The 18,386-nt window shown below is 72.3% G+C and carries 13 protein-coding genes; 4 read left to right on the forward strand and 9 right to left on the reverse strand.

From position 1 onward, the window contains the following. Window positions 1-35 precede the first annotated feature (35 nt). Both ASC82_RS09605 and ASC82_RS09610 read left to right on the forward strand, forming a co-directional pair. Window positions 36-608 (forward strand): DUF6114 domain-containing protein, encoded by a 573-nt coding sequence (locus tag ASC82_RS09605; protein ID WP_056644179.1) that lies wholly within the window; start codon window positions 36-38, stop codon window positions 606-608. Further along, window positions 583-1,986, forward strand: coding sequence for a hypothetical protein (locus ASC82_RS09610; RefSeq protein WP_056644183.1), 1,404 nt, complete (start codon window positions 583-585; stop codon window positions 1,984-1,986). The genes ASC82_RS09605 and ASC82_RS09610 overlap by 26 nt, the downstream gene beginning before the upstream one ends. Before the next feature lie 81 nt (window positions 1,987-2,067). Here the strand turns inward: ASC82_RS09610 and ASC82_RS09615 are convergent, their stop codons facing one another. The 5 genes from ASC82_RS09615 to pta all read right to left on the reverse strand — a co-directional run bounded on the left by ASC82_RS09615 (window position 2,068) and on the right by pta (window position 11,440). Next, entirely contained in the window at window positions 2,068-2,562 is a 495-nt protein-coding gene (locus tag ASC82_RS09615; protein ID WP_056644185.1) for a hypothetical protein, read from the reverse strand. Continuing rightward, window positions 2,549-6,298 carry a hypothetical protein gene (locus ASC82_RS09620; protein ID WP_157863458.1) on the reverse strand — a complete coding sequence of 1,250 codons (3,750 nt, stop codon included), beginning with the start codon at window positions 6,296-6,298 and terminating at the stop codon, window positions 2,549-2,551. The genes ASC82_RS09615 and ASC82_RS09620 overlap by 14 nt, the downstream gene beginning before the upstream one ends. A 306-nt stretch (window positions 6,299-6,604) precedes the next feature. Then, on the reverse strand, window positions 6,605-8,035 hold the full coding sequence (pyk, locus tag ASC82_RS09625) for a pyruvate kinase (RefSeq protein WP_056644190.1): 1,431 nt from the start codon (window positions 8,033-8,035) through the stop codon (window positions 6,605-6,607). An 82-nt stretch (window positions 8,036-8,117) separates the two neighbouring features. After that, the gene (locus tag ASC82_RS09630; RefSeq protein WP_056644192.1) at window positions 8,118-9,350 is read right to left on the reverse strand and encodes an acetate kinase; all 1,233 of its coding nucleotides are present in this window, start codon (window positions 9,348-9,350) and stop codon (window positions 8,118-8,120) included. Continuing rightward, window positions 9,347-11,440 (reverse strand): phosphate acetyltransferase, encoded by a 2,094-nt coding sequence (gene pta, locus ASC82_RS09635; protein WP_056644194.1) that lies wholly within the window; start codon window positions 11,438-11,440, stop codon window positions 9,347-9,349. Before pta ends, ASC82_RS09630 begins: the two co-directional genes overlap by 4 nt. A gap of 333 nt (window positions 11,441-11,773) precedes the next feature. On the opposite strand from pta, the gene ASC82_RS09640 reads away from it, so the two are divergent. After that, window positions 11,774-12,799 carry an ATP-dependent 6-phosphofructokinase gene (locus ASC82_RS09640; RefSeq protein WP_056644197.1) on the forward strand — a complete coding sequence of 342 codons (1,026 nt, stop codon included), beginning with the start codon at window positions 11,774-11,776 and terminating at the stop codon, window positions 12,797-12,799. Between the two features lie 233 nt (window positions 12,800-13,032). Next, window positions 13,033-14,172, forward strand: coding sequence for a helix-turn-helix transcriptional regulator (locus ASC82_RS09645; RefSeq protein ID WP_056644199.1), 1,140 nt, complete (start codon window positions 13,033-13,035; stop codon window positions 14,170-14,172). Here ASC82_RS09645 and ASC82_RS09650 read toward each other — a convergent pair. The 4 genes from ASC82_RS09650 to ASC82_RS09665 all read right to left on the reverse strand — a co-directional run bounded on the left by ASC82_RS09650 (window position 14,150) and on the right by ASC82_RS09665 (window position 18,336). Then, entirely contained in the window at window positions 14,150-14,917 is a 768-nt protein-coding gene (locus tag ASC82_RS09650) for a tyrosine-protein phosphatase (RefSeq protein ID WP_056644929.1), read from the reverse strand. The genes ASC82_RS09645 and ASC82_RS09650 overlap by 23 nt on opposite strands. A 59-nt stretch (window positions 14,918-14,976) precedes the next feature. Continuing rightward, complete coding sequence (locus ASC82_RS09655) at window positions 14,977-15,585, reverse strand: helix-turn-helix transcriptional regulator (protein WP_056644200.1); 609 nt, start codon at window positions 15,583-15,585, stop codon at window positions 14,977-14,979. Window positions 15,586-15,805: 220 nt separating this feature from the next. Further along, window positions 15,806-16,501: a response regulator gene (locus tag ASC82_RS09660; protein WP_056644203.1), complete on the reverse strand. Its 696-nt coding sequence runs from the start codon at window positions 16,499-16,501 to the stop codon at window positions 15,806-15,808. Then, window positions 16,498-18,336: a sensor histidine kinase gene (locus ASC82_RS09665; RefSeq protein ID WP_242427619.1), complete on the reverse strand. Its 1,839-nt coding sequence runs from the start codon at window positions 18,334-18,336 to the stop codon at window positions 16,498-16,500. The genes ASC82_RS09660 and ASC82_RS09665 overlap by 4 nt, the downstream gene beginning before the upstream one ends. Window positions 18,337-18,386 lie beyond the last annotated feature (50 nt).

An 18,386-nucleotide genomic window follows, 5' to 3' on the forward strand; every position in this document is an offset into this window, starting at 1 on the left:
TTTCTCAGCAACACCGCTTCCAGGGAGCTGTTTCCATGAGCGCCGAGACCCCCGCCTCCCGCGAAGTCCCCCAGGACAATCGGTTCAAGGTCTGGCGGCAGACCCGGCCCTTCTGGGCGGGACTGTTCACCCTCCTGGGCGGCGTGCCGATCGCCTACCTCCCTTACGGGGACATGCGGCTCGGCAACGTCACCCTCGCCATGAAGACGACGGCGGGATCCGCCGCGCTGATCATCGGCGTCCTGCTCATCACGCTCGGTCTGACGATGTGGTACCAGCCGATCGTGCGGGTCTTCGCGGGCGTCGCGTCGATCATCCTGGGGCTCGTCTCCATCCCGGTGTCGAACTTCGGCGGTCTGCTCATCGGGTTCCTGCTCTCCCTCGTCGGAGGCGGCATGTCCATCGCCTGGGCGCCTGCCCCGCCGATCGAGGAGACCGCCGACGCGGAGCACGACGGTGAGCCGGAGGCCTCGGAGGAGGCCACGTACAGGTACGACCCCGAGACCGAGGCCGTGGTGGCGGCCGGTGTCCCGGAGCAGCGTGAGACGTACGAGTCGGCGACCGAAACGACGACCGACGCCAATGGCGGGAGGAACAGTGCGGGGTGACGAGACTCAGTCGGCGCTCGCGAAGGAGGGCCCGCGGCACGCGGCCCCGCGCAAGTCGCTGCTGAACAGGATCCAGGGCCCCGCGGGCAAGGCGATGGCGCTGGCCGCCATGCCGACCGCGGTGTTCGTGGGGATGGGCCTTACGCCCAAGATCGCCCTCGCCGACGAGAAGGACATCCCCTTCGCGCCGGGCCCCTGTGTGACCCGCTCCGACGAGCCGACGCCCGAGGCGACGGCGACGGCGAAGCCCACGGAGAGCGCGAAGCCGACGGCGACCCCCTCGGCGACCGCGACCGCGACCCCGAGCGCCACGGCGACGACCGGCCCGACGGCCACGGCCTCGGCCACGGCGACCGCGGAACCGACCGGTACGGCCACCGCGACCCCGACGCCGACCGCGACGGAGACCGGGCAGGCGACCACGCAGCAGAACAGGGAAGCGGCACCGACCGCGACCCCCTCGGCCACGGCCACCCCCACCCCGACGAAGTCGACGAACCCGCTCGACCCGCTGGGCGTGGGCGACGCGCTCAAGGACCTCTTCGACGGACCGGACCCGAAGCCGACGGCCACCACGGCCGCGCCGACGACGGCGGCCCCGACGACGTCCGCCCCGGTCCAGAAGCCGGCGACCGCCGACGAGCCCACCGCGACCGCCGGCGAGCCCACCGCGACCGCGACGGCGCCCGCCGAGCCGAAGCCGGAGACGACCGCCGACGCGGTTGCCGACAAGGCCGAGGACAAGACCGCCGACACGGCCGCCGACGCGACCAAGAAGGCGATCGAGAAGGCGGCCGACGAGGCCGGCGCGAAGGTTCAGGAGCTCCCGGAGAGCGCCCAGGGTCTCGACCCCAAGAAGGACGAGTCCATACCCGACGGCGCCAAGCCGCGCTTCCCGTGCCCCGTGGCCGACCCCGAGGCGCTCGCGGCGGCCGAACTGGAGCAGGGCATCCCGCTGCTCCCGGACGACCCGTGGCGGCTGGAGAGCACGAAGCTCACGCTGAAGGGCCTGAAGTACCACGGCATCGTCGAGGTGAAGACCGGCAGCGGCAAGATCAAGAAGGTCCTGAAGTTCACCGCGACCGACATCGGCATCAAGGACCTCCACCAGCTGACGGTCCACTCCGAGGGCCTCACGGGCCACGTCCGCTCCACCAAGGGCGAGACGTCGACCATCACCGACGGCACGGTGACGATGTACACGGAGGAGCTGAAGGGCAACCTCTTCGGCCTCTTCCCGGTCACCTTCAGCCCCGAGACCCCGCCCCCGCTGGACGTCCCCATCGCCGTCTTCACCAACGTGAAGCTCAAGCAGGCGGGCCAGTTCGGCGGCACCCTCAAGGTCCCGGGCCTCCTCAACACGGTCGAGCCCAACTGACCCCCGCACTGCCGGGAGCCGCACACCGCGACGGCCTCCCCTCCCGTGATGGGAGGGGAGGCCGTCGTCGTCCCAGAGGCGTCAGCCGAGCGCCTCGGCGGCAGCCCGCCGGATGCGCTTGGTGCGGCCCGACTCGGCCAGGACCCGTAGCACCGATTTGTCGGACACCTCGGCGGCGATCCGCAGTTGGAGCCAGTCGCTCCAACTGTCGACCAGCTCGGGAGCGGGCGCCTGTACGGTCGACCCGGACCGGAGGTCCTCCAGAGTTCCCAACTCGTGTGCCCGGCGCTCACTGAACGCGCGCACCAAGGGGGCGAGGGCCTGGACCCAAGCCTCCCGGTCGCCGCGGGGCACCCGTTCCAGGGCTTCGCCGACGACCGCGGAGGCGAGCGCACCGTCCGTCTCCGCGGCGACCGCGGCCAGCAGGCCGGGCCGCGCCGCGTCGGAGGCGAGGGCGGCCCGGTACAGCTCCCAGCGGGCGTGGCCGTCGGTCATGTCGGGTACGGCCCTGTCGGCCAGGGCCGCCAGTCGCCGTACGGCGTCCCGGAGGGCCAGGGGCGTCTCAGCATCCGCCATTGGCCTTGAACCTTTCCATGGCGACTCGGATGTTCTCCCTGATGGTACGGATGTTGCTGTCGATGACGGCCTTCTGGAGCCGGGACAGCTCCGGGTCGCCCGCCAGCGGCCTGCCGTTCTGGCCGACCCGGACCTCCTTGCCCTTGCCCTTGACATGGGCGTGCGGCGGGGCATGGTCATTGGAGTAGATCTGAACCGTGACACCACCCTCGCTCACGATCGTGCCCACACCCGGGTACTCCGAGGAGGCAGCAGCGGAGAGGGCAGTGGTGACCCCCGTCGGAGCGGCGAACGCCGCGGCGCGTGCGGCCAGGGGCTTGGGCTTGACCGGACACGCCCGTCCCTTGCCCTGCTTGGCGTCGTCGATGATTTTGCGGAACTTGTCCAGCGTCCGCTTGGCAGTGACTGACTTTTCCAGGAAGCCGCCGATTCCGCCGGCCACCCGGACGATCGCCTTGCCGACCGACCAGGCCTTGGCGACGGGGATGGCCTTCGCCAGGGTCCACAGGCAGCTCTCGATGTCACCCTCGGTGAAGCAGCGTTCCAGGTCGCGGTAGCCGATTTCCTCCAGGAGGATCTCGCCGCCGTTCTCCTTGACCCAGTCGAGTACGCCTTGGCCGGCCAGGGCCTTGGCGGCACGGAAGGCTGAGACGCACTCTTCGCCGCACTCGCGCCGCAGCAGTTCCTCCTCGTCGAGCGTGAGCTCCGGCCCGACATCCGAGCCGTTGGCCTCGACCCGCTCCTTGATCGCCCGCTGCTCCTCCTCGCGCTCGGCGGCCTCGGCTCGGTCGGCCGCCTTGTCGGCCTCGGTGGCACTCTCATGGGCGCGGGTGGCAGCACCCTCCGCGGCGGTGGCGTCCCCCTCTGCCTGGGTCGCGGCTATCCGGGCGCTTCCGGCGTCCTGCTCGGCGGTGGTGGCTGCCGAGCGGGCGGAGGCGGCGTCGCGCTCCGCAGCAGTCGCCTCCTGGTCGGCGGCGGTGGCCTCCGACGTGGCGTCTGTTGCGGCGAACGAGGCGTGCATGGCATCGACGCCGGCCTGCACGTCGTACTCCTGCGCCCGGGCATCCGCCCTCTTGGCGGCTGCGGCTGCTTTCTCGGCCTCGGCCGCGGAGGTACGTGCTGCGGCGACGTGCTCCAGGGCCTTGGCCGCGTCCGCCGCTGCCGCCGCCGCGGCTTGCGCCGCGATCTTGGCGTTTCCTGCGGCCTGGTCCGCGAGGGCCTTGGCGGTCGCGGCGGCCTTCGCGGCCTCCTTCGCACTGGCTTGCGCGGCAGCGGCCTGCTGTTCGGCCAGGGGCTTGGCAGCCTGTCCCACGAGGACCGCGAACGCGGCAGACACGTCTGTCTCGCGGTAGGGACTGCCCAGCGCGATGGCCTCCTCCGCCGCGGCGTTCACGACCCGGGCCGCGTCACGAGCGCCCGCCGCGGCTTGGCCGGCGGCGTAGGAGAAGCCGGCCGTCTTGGCCGCCCAGGCCGCGGTCTTGGCGGCCTCTACCTGCGCCGCGGTCGCCTCGTGACGTGCCTTGATCGCCGCGGCCTGAGCCTTCTTCGCTTCGGCTTCCGCCGCGCGGGCGTTGGCTTTGGCGTTTGCCGCCGCATCGATGGCCTCGGCTGCCGCGGCGTGGGCGGTGGCGGCAGCAGCATGGGTGGTCTGATACGCCGACCACGCCTTGTCGGCCGCGGCACGGGAGCGGGAGGCCGCTGCGGTGGAACGGGTGGCAGCGGCCCGGGCGTTCACGGAAGCCGTGGAAGCTTCGCCTGCGGCCGTCCGAGCCCGACCGGCCGCGTCCGATGCCTCGTTGGCGGCCGCGCGAGCGGCGCCTGCGGCTTCCCGTGCCTCGCCGGCGCTGTCGGTACCTTCGGCTGCTGCTGCGGCGGCTTCCAGCGCAGCGGCGCGCGAAGCCTTGGCGTTCCTGTTTCGCTCGGCCGTTTCAGCGGTGGAGCGGGCGAGTGCGGCCCGGCCTTCGGCCGCCTCGGCCGCCTCACGCTGCGCGGCAGCGTCGGTGGCGGATGTTTCGGCGGAGGCGCGGGCCTGCTGTGCGGCCGCACGTTCGGCCTGTGCGCGCTGCTCGGCGACGGCGGCCTTCTCGCGCTCCCGGCCTGCGTTCTCCCGCTCTCGGGTGGCGTTCGCCTTCTCGGCCTCCGCGATGCCGCGCTGCCGCTTGGCCTCGGCCGCACCTTCCTTGGCGGTCCGCTCCGCGGACTCCGCGGTGGCCTGTGCATGCTTGGCCTTGGTGGCGTTGGCGGCGGCTTCCTTCGCCTGGGCCTCGGCCGCCTGCATTGCGGACTTCGCCTGTGCGGCGGCCTCCTGCGCGGCGGCCCTGCGGAACTCGGTATTGAGGGCGTGTGCCTGGGTCTTGCTCAGGGCGTAGAGCGCGCCGCTGTTCGCCGCCGTTGCCTTGGCCGCGTTGGCGGCAGTCGCCGTGGTCTTCGCCGCGGCCAGCGCGGCGGCGCTCGATGCCTTCGCGACCTGGACGGACTGCTGGGCGTAGAGGAGCCCTCGGCCGCGCGGAGTCTTCGCCGCGTCGGCGACCGCCCAGGCGGATGCCTGGGCGGTCGCCGCCTTGCCGGAGGCGGCAGCTGCCGCCGCTGCCGCCTTGTCGGCGATCGCGACCTGGGCAGTGGCCGTGTTGCGTGCCGCACCGAGGTCCGCAGTCGCCTTGGTGAAGACGGCTGCGCCCGGCTTGCCGTCCGTGTGGGTGGACCAGTACTTCTGCCAGTAGAGGATCTGGTCGGCGAGCCATGCCTGGCGGATGGCCTCGATCATGGCCGTGGTCGCCACCCGGGTCTGCTTGGCAGCTTCCAGTTCGGCGGCCATGATGTCGGCACGCTGCTTGGCCTGCCCGGCGTACTCGGCCTCCCACTCGGTGAAGGCCTGGACGACCGGGCCGGTCAGGGCGCGGTTGTAATCGATGGGGTTGGCGCTGTCACAGTTCGCCCAGGCGATCTTGAGGGCTTCGGCCTCGGTGCGGAACTCCAGCGAGTCGGGCGCGGGTGCCTGCTTGGGGAAGCCGCCGTAGCGCAGGAACTGAGCGACATCGTTGGCCGATGCGCCGCTGCCTCCTCGGATCCCCAGGAGTTCGTCACTGGCCACGGCCCGGTAGCTGGTCTCCCAGTAGTCGTCCGGGGTGGAGATTCCCTCCAGTACCGTGCGCGCCTTGTCCAGGGACGCCTTGCCGGGCATCGGGCGGGGGTCGTCGGTGATCTTGCCCCACAGTGTGTGCCCGGCGAAGCCCAGGATGCCCGCGCCGAAGGCGGGGGCGTGGAAGTCGCGCCCGCCCTGGTAATTCACGGAGCGGTATGGGGAGTTCGAGGCGTCTAGCTTCAACTGGCGGGCCTGGAAGGTGTCGATCGCGGTGTCCGCGGCGGCCTTGTCACGGTCGAGGGCCTGGCCGAGGGGGCCGGAGAGCAGCCAGCCGCGGTGGCCGATGGCCGTGGCGACGTCGGCGTCGGTCCCGGCGAGCGAGCGGCCCGCGAGAGCCTTCGCCTCCGGGCCGCCGAGATGAATGAAGCGGGCGGCCACGCAGCGGTCCTGGCGGGCTGTCACACCGAGGCTGATGCGGAGGGTCCGCTCCCACGGGTTCGTGGGGTTGTCCCCGGGTTCGTCCGCGAGGGCCGGGGCGCCGGAGAGGAAGGTCAGCAGGATGGAGGATGCCGTCGTCAGAGCGGTTGCGGCGACTCCGCGCCGGAACCGTCTCCGTCTCGTCCCCCGTGTTTTGGGCAGGAATGTCGTGTACACGCGTTCCACCTGTGGGTCGACAATGAGGTCGCCCCGGGTGGAGGCACGGGTTCGGGCTTGGATGAGCGTGGTGCGCCGTTGCACAAGGCGCGGCGTGAACTGAGATCCCCCGGGTGCCTGGTCAGGGCACACCCCTGCCCTCCCCCCGGAAGGCGCGGTAATCATTGCACCGGCACATTCGCAGGCGGAAGATCTTTTTCGGCTGCCGGACGGCTTGTGTCTTAAAGCACTGTCCGGAAACGGCCGTGGGCCGCATCCCTTCTTCAAGGGGTGCGGCCCACGGCCGTATACGGATCAGGCGGGACGTCAGGCGTGCTCGCCGCCACCGAGGTGGTGGACGCGGACCATGTTCGTCGTGCCGGGGACGCCGGGGGGCGAGCCGGCCGTGATGACCATGGTGTCGCCCTCGTTGTAGCGCTGGAGCTTGAGGAGCTCGGCGTCGACGAGGTCGACCATCGCGTCGGTGGTCTCCACGAAGGGGACGAGGAAGGACTCGACGCCCCAGCTCAGGGTGAGCTGGTTGCGGGTGTTCTCGTCCGTCGTGAAGGCGAGGATCGGCTGCTGCACCCGGTAGCGGGAGAGGCGGCGGGCCGTGTCGCCGGACTGGGTGAAGGCGATCAGGGCCTTGCCGCCGAGGAAATCGGCGATCTCGCAGGCCGCGCGGGCGACGGAGCCGCCCTGGGTGCGCGGCTTCTTGCCCGGGACCAGGGGCTGGAGGCCCTTGGAGAGCAGCTCCTCCTCGGCCGCGGTGACGATCTTCGACATCGTCTTGACGGTCTCGATCGGGTAGGCGCCGACCGAGGACTCGGCCGACAGCATGACCGCGTCCGCGCCGTCCAGGATCGCGTTGGCGACGTCGCTCGCCTCGGCGCGGGTCGGACGGGAGTTGGTGATCATCGACTCCATCATCTGGGTCGCGACGATGACCGGCTTGGCGTTGCGGCGACACATCTCGACGAGGCGCTTCTGCACCATCGGGACCCGCTCGAGCGGGTACTCGACGGCGAGGTCGCCGCGGGCCACCATGACCGCGTCGAAGGCCGCGACGACGGCCTCCATGTTCTCGACGGCCTGCGGCTTCTCGACCTTGGCGATGACGGGGACGCGGCGGCCCTCCTCGTCCATCACCTTGTGGACGTCCTTGACGTCGTTGGCGTCGCGGACGAAGGAGAGGGCGACCATGTCGCAGCCCATGCGGAGCGCGAAGCGGAGGTCGTCGACGTCCTTCTCCGACAGGGCGGGGACGTTGACGGCCGCGCCGGGCAGGTTGATGCCCTTGTGGTCGGAGATGACACCGCCCTCGATGACCACGGTCTTGACCCGGGGGCCGTCGACCTCGACGACCCGCAGCTCGACGTTGCCGTCGTTGATGAGGACCTGGTCGCCCTTGGAGACGTCGCCGGGCAGACCCTTGTAGGTGGTGCCGCAGATGGACTTGTCGCCGGGGACGTCGTCGGTGGTGATGGTGAACTCGTCACCGCGCACCAGCTCGACCGGACCCTCGGCGAAGGTCTCGAGGCGGATCTTGGGGCCCTGGAGGTCGGCGAGGACGCCGACGGCGTGCCCGGTGTCCGCGGAGACCTGCCGGACGCGGTCGTACCGCTCCTGGTGTTCTGCCTGGGACCCGTGGCTGAAGTTGAATCGGGCCACGTTCATACCGGCCTCGATGAGAGCCTTCAGCTGCTCATACGAGTCGACGGCGGGGCCCAGCGTGCAGACGATTTTGGAACGGCGCATGAGGCGGATCCTATCGGTTTGTTTCACTGCGGAATATTCCGACTGGCGGAAAGTACAAATGGGCGCGGGCCCGCTCAAGCGTTCACTCGTTCGAGCTCACCGAGCTCTGAACGAGCGCGAAACTCTGCCGCGCGATCTCCAGCTCCTCGTCCGTCGGCACCACGGCGACCGCCACCCGCGCGTAGTCCGGAGAGATCAGCCGCGCCTCGTCGGAACGCACGGCGTTGAGGTCCGCGTCCACGGCGAGGCCCAGCTCCTCCAGGCCCGCGATGGCAGCCTCCCGCACCGGGGCGGCGTTCTCGCCGACCCCCGCCGTGAACACCACCGCGTCCACCCGGCCGAGCACCGCGTAGTACGCGCCGATGTACTTCTTCAGGCGGTGGATGTAGATGTCGAAGGCCAGCGTCGCCGCCGGGTCGCCCTCGTCCACGCGGCGGCGGATCTCCCGCATGTCGTTGTCGCCGCAGAGCCCGACCAGGCCGGACTTCTTGTTCAGGAGGATGTCGATCTCGTCCGCCGACATCCCCGCCACCCGCTTGAGGTGGAAGGTGACCGCCGGGTCGATGTCGCCCGAGCGGGTGCCCATGACCAGGCCCTCCAGCGGCGTCAGGCCCATCGAGGTGTCCACGCACCGGCCGCCCGCCACCGCCGAGGCGGAGGCGCCGTTGCCCAGGTGCAGCACGATCACGTTCACCTCCTCCGGCGCCTTGCCGAGCAGCTTCGCCGTCTCGCGCGAGACGTACGCGTGCGAGGTGCCGTGGAAGCCGTACCGCCGGATGCGGTGCGTGTCCGCCGTCTCCACGTCGATCGCGTACCGCGCCGCCGACTCCGGCATCGTCGTGTGGAAGGCGGTGTCGAAGACCGCGACCTGGGGCAGGTCGGGACGCAGGGACATCGCCGTACGGATGCCGGTGAGGTTCGCCGGGTTGTGCAGCGGCGCCACCGGCACGAGCCGCTCGATCTCCGCGAGCACCTCGTCGTCGACGACCGTCGGAGCGCTGAACCGCAGCCCGCCGTGCACCACCCGGTGGCCGATCGCGGCCAGTTCGGGGGAGTCCAGGCCGAGGCCGTCCGCCGCCAGTTCCTCGGCGACCGCCTTCAGCGCGGCCGCGTGGTCGGCGATCGGGCCGTTCTTCTCGCGCTTCTCCCCGCCGCCGCCCTGGAGCGGCGTGTGCACCAGGCGGGAGGTCTCCTCGCCGATCCGCTCCACCAGGCCGACCGCGAGCCGGCTGCCGTCCGCCATGTCGAGGAGCTGGTACTTCACCGACGACGAGCCGGAGTTGAGGACGAGGACACGGGTGGGGGTGCCGGTCATGCGGGGAGCTCCTCGCGGGTCTTGGTGGGGACCTGGGACTGGATCGCCGTGATGGCGACCGTGTTGACGATGTCGCTGACGAGCGCGCCGCGCGAGAGGTCGTTCACGGGCTTGCGCAGACCCTGGAGCACCGGGCCGACGGCCACGGCGCCGGCCGAACGCTGCACGGCCTTGTACGTGTTGTTGCCGGTGTTGAGGTCCGGGAAGATCAGCACGGTCGCCTGACCGGCCACCTCCGACTCCGGCAGCTTCGTGGCGGCCACGGACGGCTCCACCGCGGCGTCGTACTGGATCGGGCCCTCGATCCGCAGCTCCGGATGCGCCTCGCGGACCAGCTTCGTCGCCTCGCGCACCTTGTCGACGTCCGCGCCGGAGCCCGAGGTGCCCGTCGAGTACGAGAGCATCGCGATCCGCGGCTCCACGCCGAAGCGCGCCGCCGTGGCCGCCGACTGGACGGCGATGTCCGCGAGCTGCTCGGCGTTCGGGTCGGGGTTGACCGCGCAGTCGCCGTACACGAGCACCTTGTCGGCGAGGCACATGAAGAAGACCGAGGAGACGATCGACGCCTCCGGCTTCGTCTTGATGATCTCGAAGGCCGGGCGGATCGTCGCGGCCGTGGAGTGCACGGAGCCGGAGACCATGCCGTCGGCCAGGCCCTCCTGCACCATCAGGGTGCCGAAGTAGTTGACGTCCGAGACGACGTCGTAGGCGAGCTCGACGGTGACGCCCTTGTGGGCCCGGAGCGCCGCGTACTTCTCCGCGAACGAGTCGCGCAGCTCCGAGGTCTGCGGGTCGATCAGCTGCGTCTCGCGCAGGTCCACGCTCAGGTCGGCGGCCTTCTTGCGGATGGCCTCCACGTCGCCGAGGAGCGTCAGGTCGCACACGTCCCGGCGGATCAGGACGTCGGCGGCGCGCAGCACCCGCTCCTCGGTGCCCTCGGGGAGCACGACCCGGCGCCGGTCGGCCCGCGCCTGTTCGAGGAGTTCGTGCTCGAACATCATCGGCGTGACCCGGCCGCTGCGGGCGACCGAGATCCGCTTGAGCAGGTCGGCGGTGTCGACGTGCCGCTCGAAGAGGCCGAGGGCCGTCTCCGCCTTGCGCGGGGTGGCGGCGTTCAGCTTGCCTTCGAGGGCGAAGAGCTCGGCCGCGGTCGGGAAGCTGTTGCCCGGTACGGAGATGACCGGGGTGCCGGGCGCGAGGCGGGCCGCCAGGGTCAGGATCTCCTCGCTGGGCCGCTCGTTGAGGGTGAGCAGCACGCCGGCGATCGGCGGCGTTCCGGCCGAGTGGGCGGCGAGCGCTCCGACGACCAGGTCGGCCCGGTCCCCGGGGGTGACGACGAGGCAGCCGGGGGTCAGCGCGTTGAGGAAGTTCGGCAGCATCGCGCCGCCGAAGACGAAGTCCAGGGCGTCGCGCGCGAGGCCCGCGTCGTCGCCGAGGACGACGGAGGCGCCGAGCGCGTGGGTGATCTGGGCGACGGTGGGCGCGGCGAGCGCCGGCTCGTCGGGCAGTACGTAGCAGGGCACGGGGACCCGGGTCGCGAGCCGCTCCAGCGCCACGAGGTCCTCGGGTGCCACCCGGTTGACGATCATCGCGAGCACGTCGCAGCCGAGCCCGTCGTACGCCCGGAAGGCGTTGCGGGCCTCGGCCCGTACGGACTCCGAGGGCTGGCCCTTGCCGCCGACCACCGGTATGACGGAGGCGCCGAACTCGTTGGCGAGGCGGGCGTTGAGCGCGAGCTCGTCGGGGAGCTGCGTGGCGGCGAAGTCCGTACCGAGGACGAGGACGACCTCGTACTCGCGGGCCACCGCGTGGAAGCGGTCGACAAGCCGGGAGACCAGTTCGTCGGTGCCCTGCTCGGCCTGGAGCGCGGAGGCCTCGTGATAGTCCATGCCGTAGACCGTCGAGGGGTCCTGCGAGAGCCGGTAGCGGGCCCGCAGAAGATCGAAGAGACGGTCGGGGCCGTCGTGCACCAGCGGACGGAACACCCCCACCCGGTCGACCTGGCGGGTGAGGAGCTCCATGACTCCCAGCTCGACGACCTGGCGGCCGTCACCGCGATCGATCCCGGTCACGTACACGCTGCGCGTCACGCCGTGGTCTCCTGTCCAGTCCAGCGGAACGGGGCGGTCCTGGGGAACGGGCCGGGTGGTGCCTCCCGGCACCGCACGGCCCGCATGTCGATCGCCTGTGCGTCAATCGACGGTCCTCAGAAAGCCCCTATAGGGCGGCATTACCCCCTTGACAATACCCCCGCCAGTGGTTACGTCGCCCGCCGGACGAAGGGCCCGGAACCCCGGGACGAAAGGCCTCCGCGGGGCCTCCGGCAGGGACGCGCGCAGCGGCGTCGAGCGTCCCCGTCAAGCCGGGCGTGTGAGAATTGCCGTGGCTCATCTGGACCGCGACCGAGCAGGAGACACAGCACGATGCGCATCGGAGTTCTCACCGCAGGCGGCGACTGCCCCGGCCTGAACGCAGTGATCCGGTCGGTCGTGCACCGGGCGCTGACCGGCCACAACGACGAAGTCATCGGCTTCGAGGACGGCTTCAAGGGCCTCCTCGACGGCCACTACCGGCCCCTCGACCTCAACGCCGTCAGCGGCATCCTCGCCCGCGGCGGCACGATCCTCGGCTCCGCGCGCCTGGAGCGCAACCGGCTGCGCGAGGCCGCCGAGTCGGCCCCCGACCTGGCGAAGCAGTACGGCATCGACGTCCTCATCCCGATCGGCGGCGAGGGCACGCTGACCGCCGCCCGGATGCTCTCCGACGCCGGCATGCCCGTCGTCGGCGTCCCGAAGACGATCGACAACGACATCTCCTCCACGGACCGCACCTTCGGCTTCGACACCGCCGTCGGCGTCGCCACCGAGGCCATGGACCGGCTGAAGACCACCGCCGAATCCCACCAGCGCGTGATGGTCGTCGAGGTGATGGGCCGCCACGCCGGCTGGATCGCGCTGGAGTCCGGCATGGCCGGCGGCGCCCACGGCATCTGCCTCCCCGAACGCCCCTTCCAGGTCGACGACCTCGTCAAGATGGTCGAGGAGCGCTTCGCGCGCGGCAAGAAGTTCGCCGTCATCTGCGTCGCCGAGGGCGCGCACCCGGCCGAAGGCTCCATGGAGTACAAGAAGGGCAAGATCGACCAGTTCGGCCACGAGCGCTTCCAGGGCATCGGAAACCTCCTCGCCGTCGAGCTGGAGCAGCGCCTCGGCAAGGAGGCCCGCCCGGTCATCCTCGGCCACGTCCAGCGCGGCGGCACGCCGACCGCGTACGACCGCGTCCTCGCCACCCGCTTCGGCTGGCACGCGGTGGAGGCGGCGCACCGCGGCGACTTCGGCCGGATGACGGCGCTGCGCGGCACGAACATCGAGATGGTGCCGCTGGCCGAGGCCGTGACGCAGCTCAAGACGGTCCCCGAGGACCGGATGCGCGAGGCCGAGTCGGTCTTCTGACCGTCCCTCCGGACGGGACTTCCGTCCCGACCTGTCCCGGATCCGCTCCGGGACCCGGACACACCCGAGTGGCCCCGACCCTCCCCCCGTGGAGGGTCGGGGCCACTCGTCCGTGACCGGCATCACCACCGGAATTGCCGAGTTCCACTCTTGAGCCGGAGCGCGAGATCAACAAGGCTTGAGGCCTGTCCCGGACATGTCCCAACCCTGTCCGGCGGAAGGGGGAGGCGCGGATGATGCCGGGGGAACGGGCACCCGACCCGCGGGAGGCACGGAACGCCGCGGAGTTCGTCGCGTGCCTCCAGGCGCTCAAGGACTGGTCCGGCCTGACCTACCGCGAGCTCTCGGCCAGGGCCGAGGCGCGCGGCGACGTCCTGCCCCGGTCCACCGTCGCCAACATGCTGTCCCGCGCCACCGTCCCCCGCGAGGAGCTCCTGATCTCCTTCGTCCGCGCGTGCGGGATCGGACCGGACGAGCTTGAGGAGTGGCAGGCGGTACGGAAGGCACTCGCGGTACGGGGGGTGTACGCACCCGCCGACGAGGGCCCGGCCGAGGGAGCCGATCCGGGCGACGGAGCCGACTCGGACGAGGGTGCCGACTCGGACGGGGGCGCCGATTCGGGCGACGGTGCCGATTCGGACGAGGGTGCCGGCGAGGGATCCGACGAAGGCCCGGTCGGGAATGCCTCCCCGGACGACGACCCCGATCACGCCGTCGGCCCCTCCGTCGTCTGGCCCGGGGACCCCGCGGAGCCGATGGACGGCGAACCCGCGGCCCCGCCGCCGGGGCCCCGGTCCCGGATACGCCGTGCCCTCGTCGCGACGGTCGCAGTGGCCGGGCTCGTCCTCGCCGGGTTCAGCGTCGTCGCCGTCCTGCGGGACGGGCACGGCGCCCACCCGCCCCGTACTCTCACCGCGCCCGCCGCCGGCGACGTCCGCATCCGGGTGATCGGCGCGGACCTGTGCCTCGGCGAGCGGCGCGGCTCCCGCACCGGGCAGATCCACCAGGTGCCGTGCGCCGACGCGAAGGTGCCGCTCTACTCGCTGGCGGACCGGGGCAAGGGCCGGTGGAGGATCGTTTCGGACCACCCGGACTACGGCCCCGGCTGCTCCGGCATACCCTCCGGCGGTCGCATACCCGACGCCGCGTACGAGGACTCCGAGTGCGGCGACCCGAGCCGGATCGAGGAGTTCTTCATGGAGCCGTACGGCACCCCCGTCGAGGGCTACCGGATCGTGCCGGCGGGCTCCGCGACGCCCGGCAGCTGCGTCACCGTCGTCGGGGACCGCTCGGCGGCCTGGGCGCGACTGGCCCAGGCCCCCTGCGCGTCGGACGCGGACGGTCAGCTCTTCAGCTTCGACCGCAGGAACTGACCCGCTGGACGGGGTCCACCAGCCGGGCCCTGAGCGCCGTCACCACCGCCGGGTCGAGCCCGACGCGGCCGGTGACGTACCCGTACACCGAGCCGTACCGCTCGCGCAGGTCCGCGAGGAACAGCCGGATGATGTCGGCCGGCGCCCGGCCGTACCCCGGCCAGCGGAGCTCGCGGCCCGGGTGCGAGGCCCGCCAGTCGGCGATCAGCCGCTCCGTGGCCAGCTCCGTGAGCGCGAAGTCCGCGAGGATCTCCTCGTCGGGGACGTCGAGGAGCGCGAGGACGACGGCCGCGATGAGCCCCGTGCGGTCCTTGCCGGAGGCGCAGTGGAAGACGAGCGGGCCGTCGGCGGCGGCGATGACCTCCAGAGCGGTACGGATCTCCTCCGTGCCGTCCTCGGCGACCTCGGCGAACCGGTCGGCGAGGTAACGCCACGGGTCGAGGTCCGGGTCGATCTCCGCCTGGTCGTACGGCCGGTGCTCGATGGACAGGTTGTGCCAGGAGACCTCCTCGGTCTCCGGCAGGCGGCCCTTGGCGTCGATCTCCCACGGGTAGCGCAGGTCGATCACGGTGGCCACGCCCAGCGCGCGGAAGGCGGCGAGGTCGTCGGGGCCGGCTTCCGCGAGCTTGGCCAGGGAGTCGGAGCGGTAGAGGGTCTCCCACCGTACGGTCCCGCCGTCGGCGGTCCGATAGCCGCCCAGGTCACGGAAGTTGTGGAGTCGTTCGAAGGGTACGTGTCGTCTCACGGCCGCCAATCTACGTCCCCCCGGGGTAGACCGTCCGGCCGCTACGGCCGATGCGACCGCTACAGACCCACCGCCGCCCAGAAGTGCCCGGTGATCTCCTCCAGGTACGCGCGCCCCTCGTCGCCCGTCGCCCCCGAGGCGCCCCAGCTGCTGGTCGCCGCCATCCGCGCGTGGTAGTCCGTGTGCAGGCGCTGGAGCGCCGACTCCACGGTCCGCTTGGGCAGCGGCACCACCTTCACGGCCGGTTTCACATAGGCCTGCCAGCGGGTGGTGGCCGCGTCGCGCAGGAGCTCGGCGAGGCTCTCGTCGCCGCCGGTGGCCGTGATCAGCGCGCGCGGGCCGAGGCCGAGGACCTCCGCGAGGGCGGCCGTCTGGCGTTCGGTGCCGCGCCAGCGGCCTTCGTCCTCCATCTGCTGATAGACGTGGGCCGCGACGCCGATCCGCCGGGCCAGCTCGTCCGCGGAGAGCGCGCGGGCCAGCCGGTGCTCGCGCAGGGTCGTGGCGGCGGCGATGAGCTCGGAGGGAGCGCACCACAGCACGCCCGCGAGGGCGGTGAGCTCCTGCTCGGTCGGGAGGACGCGGCCGCGTTCCCAGGCGACGACGGTGTCGGGGTTGACGAACAAGCCGTACTGGGCGCGGAGGCCGTACGCGACATGTCCCGGGGCCATGCCGAGTCCTTCGCGCAGAGTGCGCGCGGCCAGGCCGTTGAAGGGGGGAGAGGGTTGGTGCACCCGGCCACGGTAGGTGCGGACGGTGACGGCTGGCTACGGTGCGTTCCCCCAACGTGCGACGTCGTAGGAACGTGGGAACCGAGCAGTAACCGCTGGTCGGTACCAGCAGGCCGGAAAACCACGGAATCCGCAGGTCAGTGGCCGTGGTTCCGGTGCTTCAGCGGCCGCGCGCCCGGCCGTCGAGCCAGCGGTACTGGAGCTCGGGCCGCCCGATCTGCCCGTACTGCGGGGCGCGTACGGCCCGGCCCTCGGTCACGAGGTGCTCCAGGTAGCGGCGGGCGGTGATCCGGGAGATCCCGACCGTCGCGCCAGCCTCGGCGGCGGTGACCCCGGCCGGGGTGTCCCGGAGGGTACGCGTGACGGCCTCCAGGGTCGGGGCGCTGAGCCCCTTCGGCAGCGTGGCGGGGTGCGGGGCCCGGAGCGTGGCGAGCGCCCGGTCCACCTCGTCCTGCCCCGAGGCCTCCCCGGCGGACGCCCGGAACTCCGCGTACCGCGCGAGCCGGTCCCGGAGCGTGGCGAAGGCGAAGGGCTTCAGGACGTACTGGACGACGCCGAGGGAGACGCCCTCGCGGACGACCGCCAGGTCGCGGGCGGAGGTCACGGCGATCACGTCGGCGGAGTGCCCCGCGGCGCGGAGCGCGCGCAGCAGGTGGAGGCCGTGGCCGTCCGGCAGGTAGAGGTCGAGCAGGATCAGATCGACCGGCGTCCGGTCGAGCACCCGCACGGCGGCGGCCCGCGAGTGGGCGATCCCGACGACGGTGAAGCCCTCGACCCGCCCGGCGTAGAGCGCGTGGGCGTCGGCGGCGACGGGGTCGTCTTCGACGACGAGGACACGGAGGGGACGCGTACTCACGGGGTCACCTCGGGTCGGGTCGGGGTGGTGCGGGCGGTGTCTGTGGTGTCTGCGGCGCCGGCGGTGTCTGCAGCGCGGATGGTGCCTGTGGTGCCTGTGGTGCCTGTGGTGTCTGCGGTGCCTGCCGTGCCGTCGGTCGGGCCGGACGCCGAGGCGATTCCGCCGGCCGGCGCGGGCGCCGATGCCGTGCCGTTCGGCACGAGCAGGGCATCCGCCTCCCCGCCGGCCGCCCCCGCCCGTCCGTCCCTCGGCAGCGGCAGTCGTACGGTGAACTCCGCGCCGCCCTCCGCCGCGTCCGCCAGCTCCAGGGTGCCGGAGGCGCGGGAGACCGCCTGGCCCACCAGGGCCAGGCCGAGGCCGCGGCCCGGGCCGCGGGTCGACCAGCCGCGGCCCAGGACCGCGTCCCGGTCGGCCGGGCGGACGCCGGGGCCGCTGTCCCCGACCCGCAGCAGCAGCTCGCCGTCGCCGGCCCGGGCCGCGACCGTGACCTTCACGCGCGCGTGCGGGGTCCCGCCCACCGCCTCCACGGCGTTGTCGATGAGGTTGCCCAGGATCGTGACCAGGTCGCGGGAGGGCACGGCAGCCGGCACCCGGCCGTCGTCGATCCGGCTGTCCTCGGTCAGCACCAGCTCCACGCCCCGCTCGTTGGCCTGCGCCGCCTTGCCGAGCAGCAGCGCCGCGAGGACCGGTTCGCCGACCGCGTCGACGACCCGGTCGGTGAGCGCCTGCGCGAGCTCCAGCTCCGCCGTCGCGAACTCCACCGCCTCGGCCACCCGCCCCAGTTCGATGAGCGACACCACGGTGTGCAGCCGGTTCGCCGCCTCGTGGGCCTGGGAGCGGAGCGCCTCCGTGAAGCCGCGCTCGGAGTCCAACTCCCCGGACAGCGCCTGGAGTTCCGTACGGTCCCGGAGCGTGACGACCGTGCCGCGCCGCTCCCCGCCGACCACCGGGCGGGTGCTGACGACGAGCACCCGGTCGGCCGTCAGATGGGTCTCGTCCACCCGCGGCTCGGAGGAGAGCAGTGCGCCCGTCAGCGGTGCGGGCAGGCCGAGTTCGGCGGCCGAGCGGCCGACGACCCCCTCGTCCAGACCGAGCAACTCCCGTGCCCCGTCGTTGATGAGGGCGATCCGCCGCCGTCCGTCGAGCATCACGAGACCTTCGCGTACGGCGTGCAGCGCGGCCTCGTGGTAGTCGTGCATCCGGCTCAGCTCCGCCGCGTTCATGCCGTGCGTGTGGCGGCGCAGCCGGGCGTTGACGACGTACGTCCCGGCGCCGCCGAGCGCGAGCGCCGCGCCCGCCATGCCGAGGAGGGCGGTGACCTGCTCCCGTACCTGCTCGCTGATCCTCTCGATCGTGATGCCCGCGCTGACGAGGGCGACGATCCGGCCGTCGTCGTCGTACACGGGCGCCACCGTCCGGACGGACGGTCCGAGCACGCCGAGGTGCGTCTCGGAGAAGGTCCGGCCCCGTACCGCCTCCTCGATGTGACCGAGGTACGTGCGGCCGATCTGGGCGGGCTCCGGGTGCGTCCAGCGGGTCCCGTCCGGCGCCATGATCACGACGAAGGCGACGTCCGCGTGGCGGCGCAGCGACTCCGTGTACGGCTGGAGCGCCGCCGACGGGTCGGCCGAGCGGGCCGCGGCCACCACGGAGGGCGAGTCGGCGACGGCCGCGGCGGTCGCCGTCGACTGGCGGCGCGCGGTCTCCTCGGCCTGGGCCCGGTCCGTGACGTACGCGAAGACCGCGCAGCCCGCCACGACGACGGCCACGAGCACGACCTGCATGGCGAAGAGCTGACCGGCCAGGCTGCGGGGGCGGGGACGGGGGAAACGCATGCGGGTAAGTGTGCACGGCCGCATTTGCGCCAGGGCATTGCGTTCCCGAA

This window comes from Streptomyces sp. Root431, assembly GCF_001426585.1.
Lineage (GTDB): Bacteria > Actinomycetota > Actinomycetes > Streptomycetales > Streptomycetaceae > Streptomyces > Streptomyces stackebrandtii.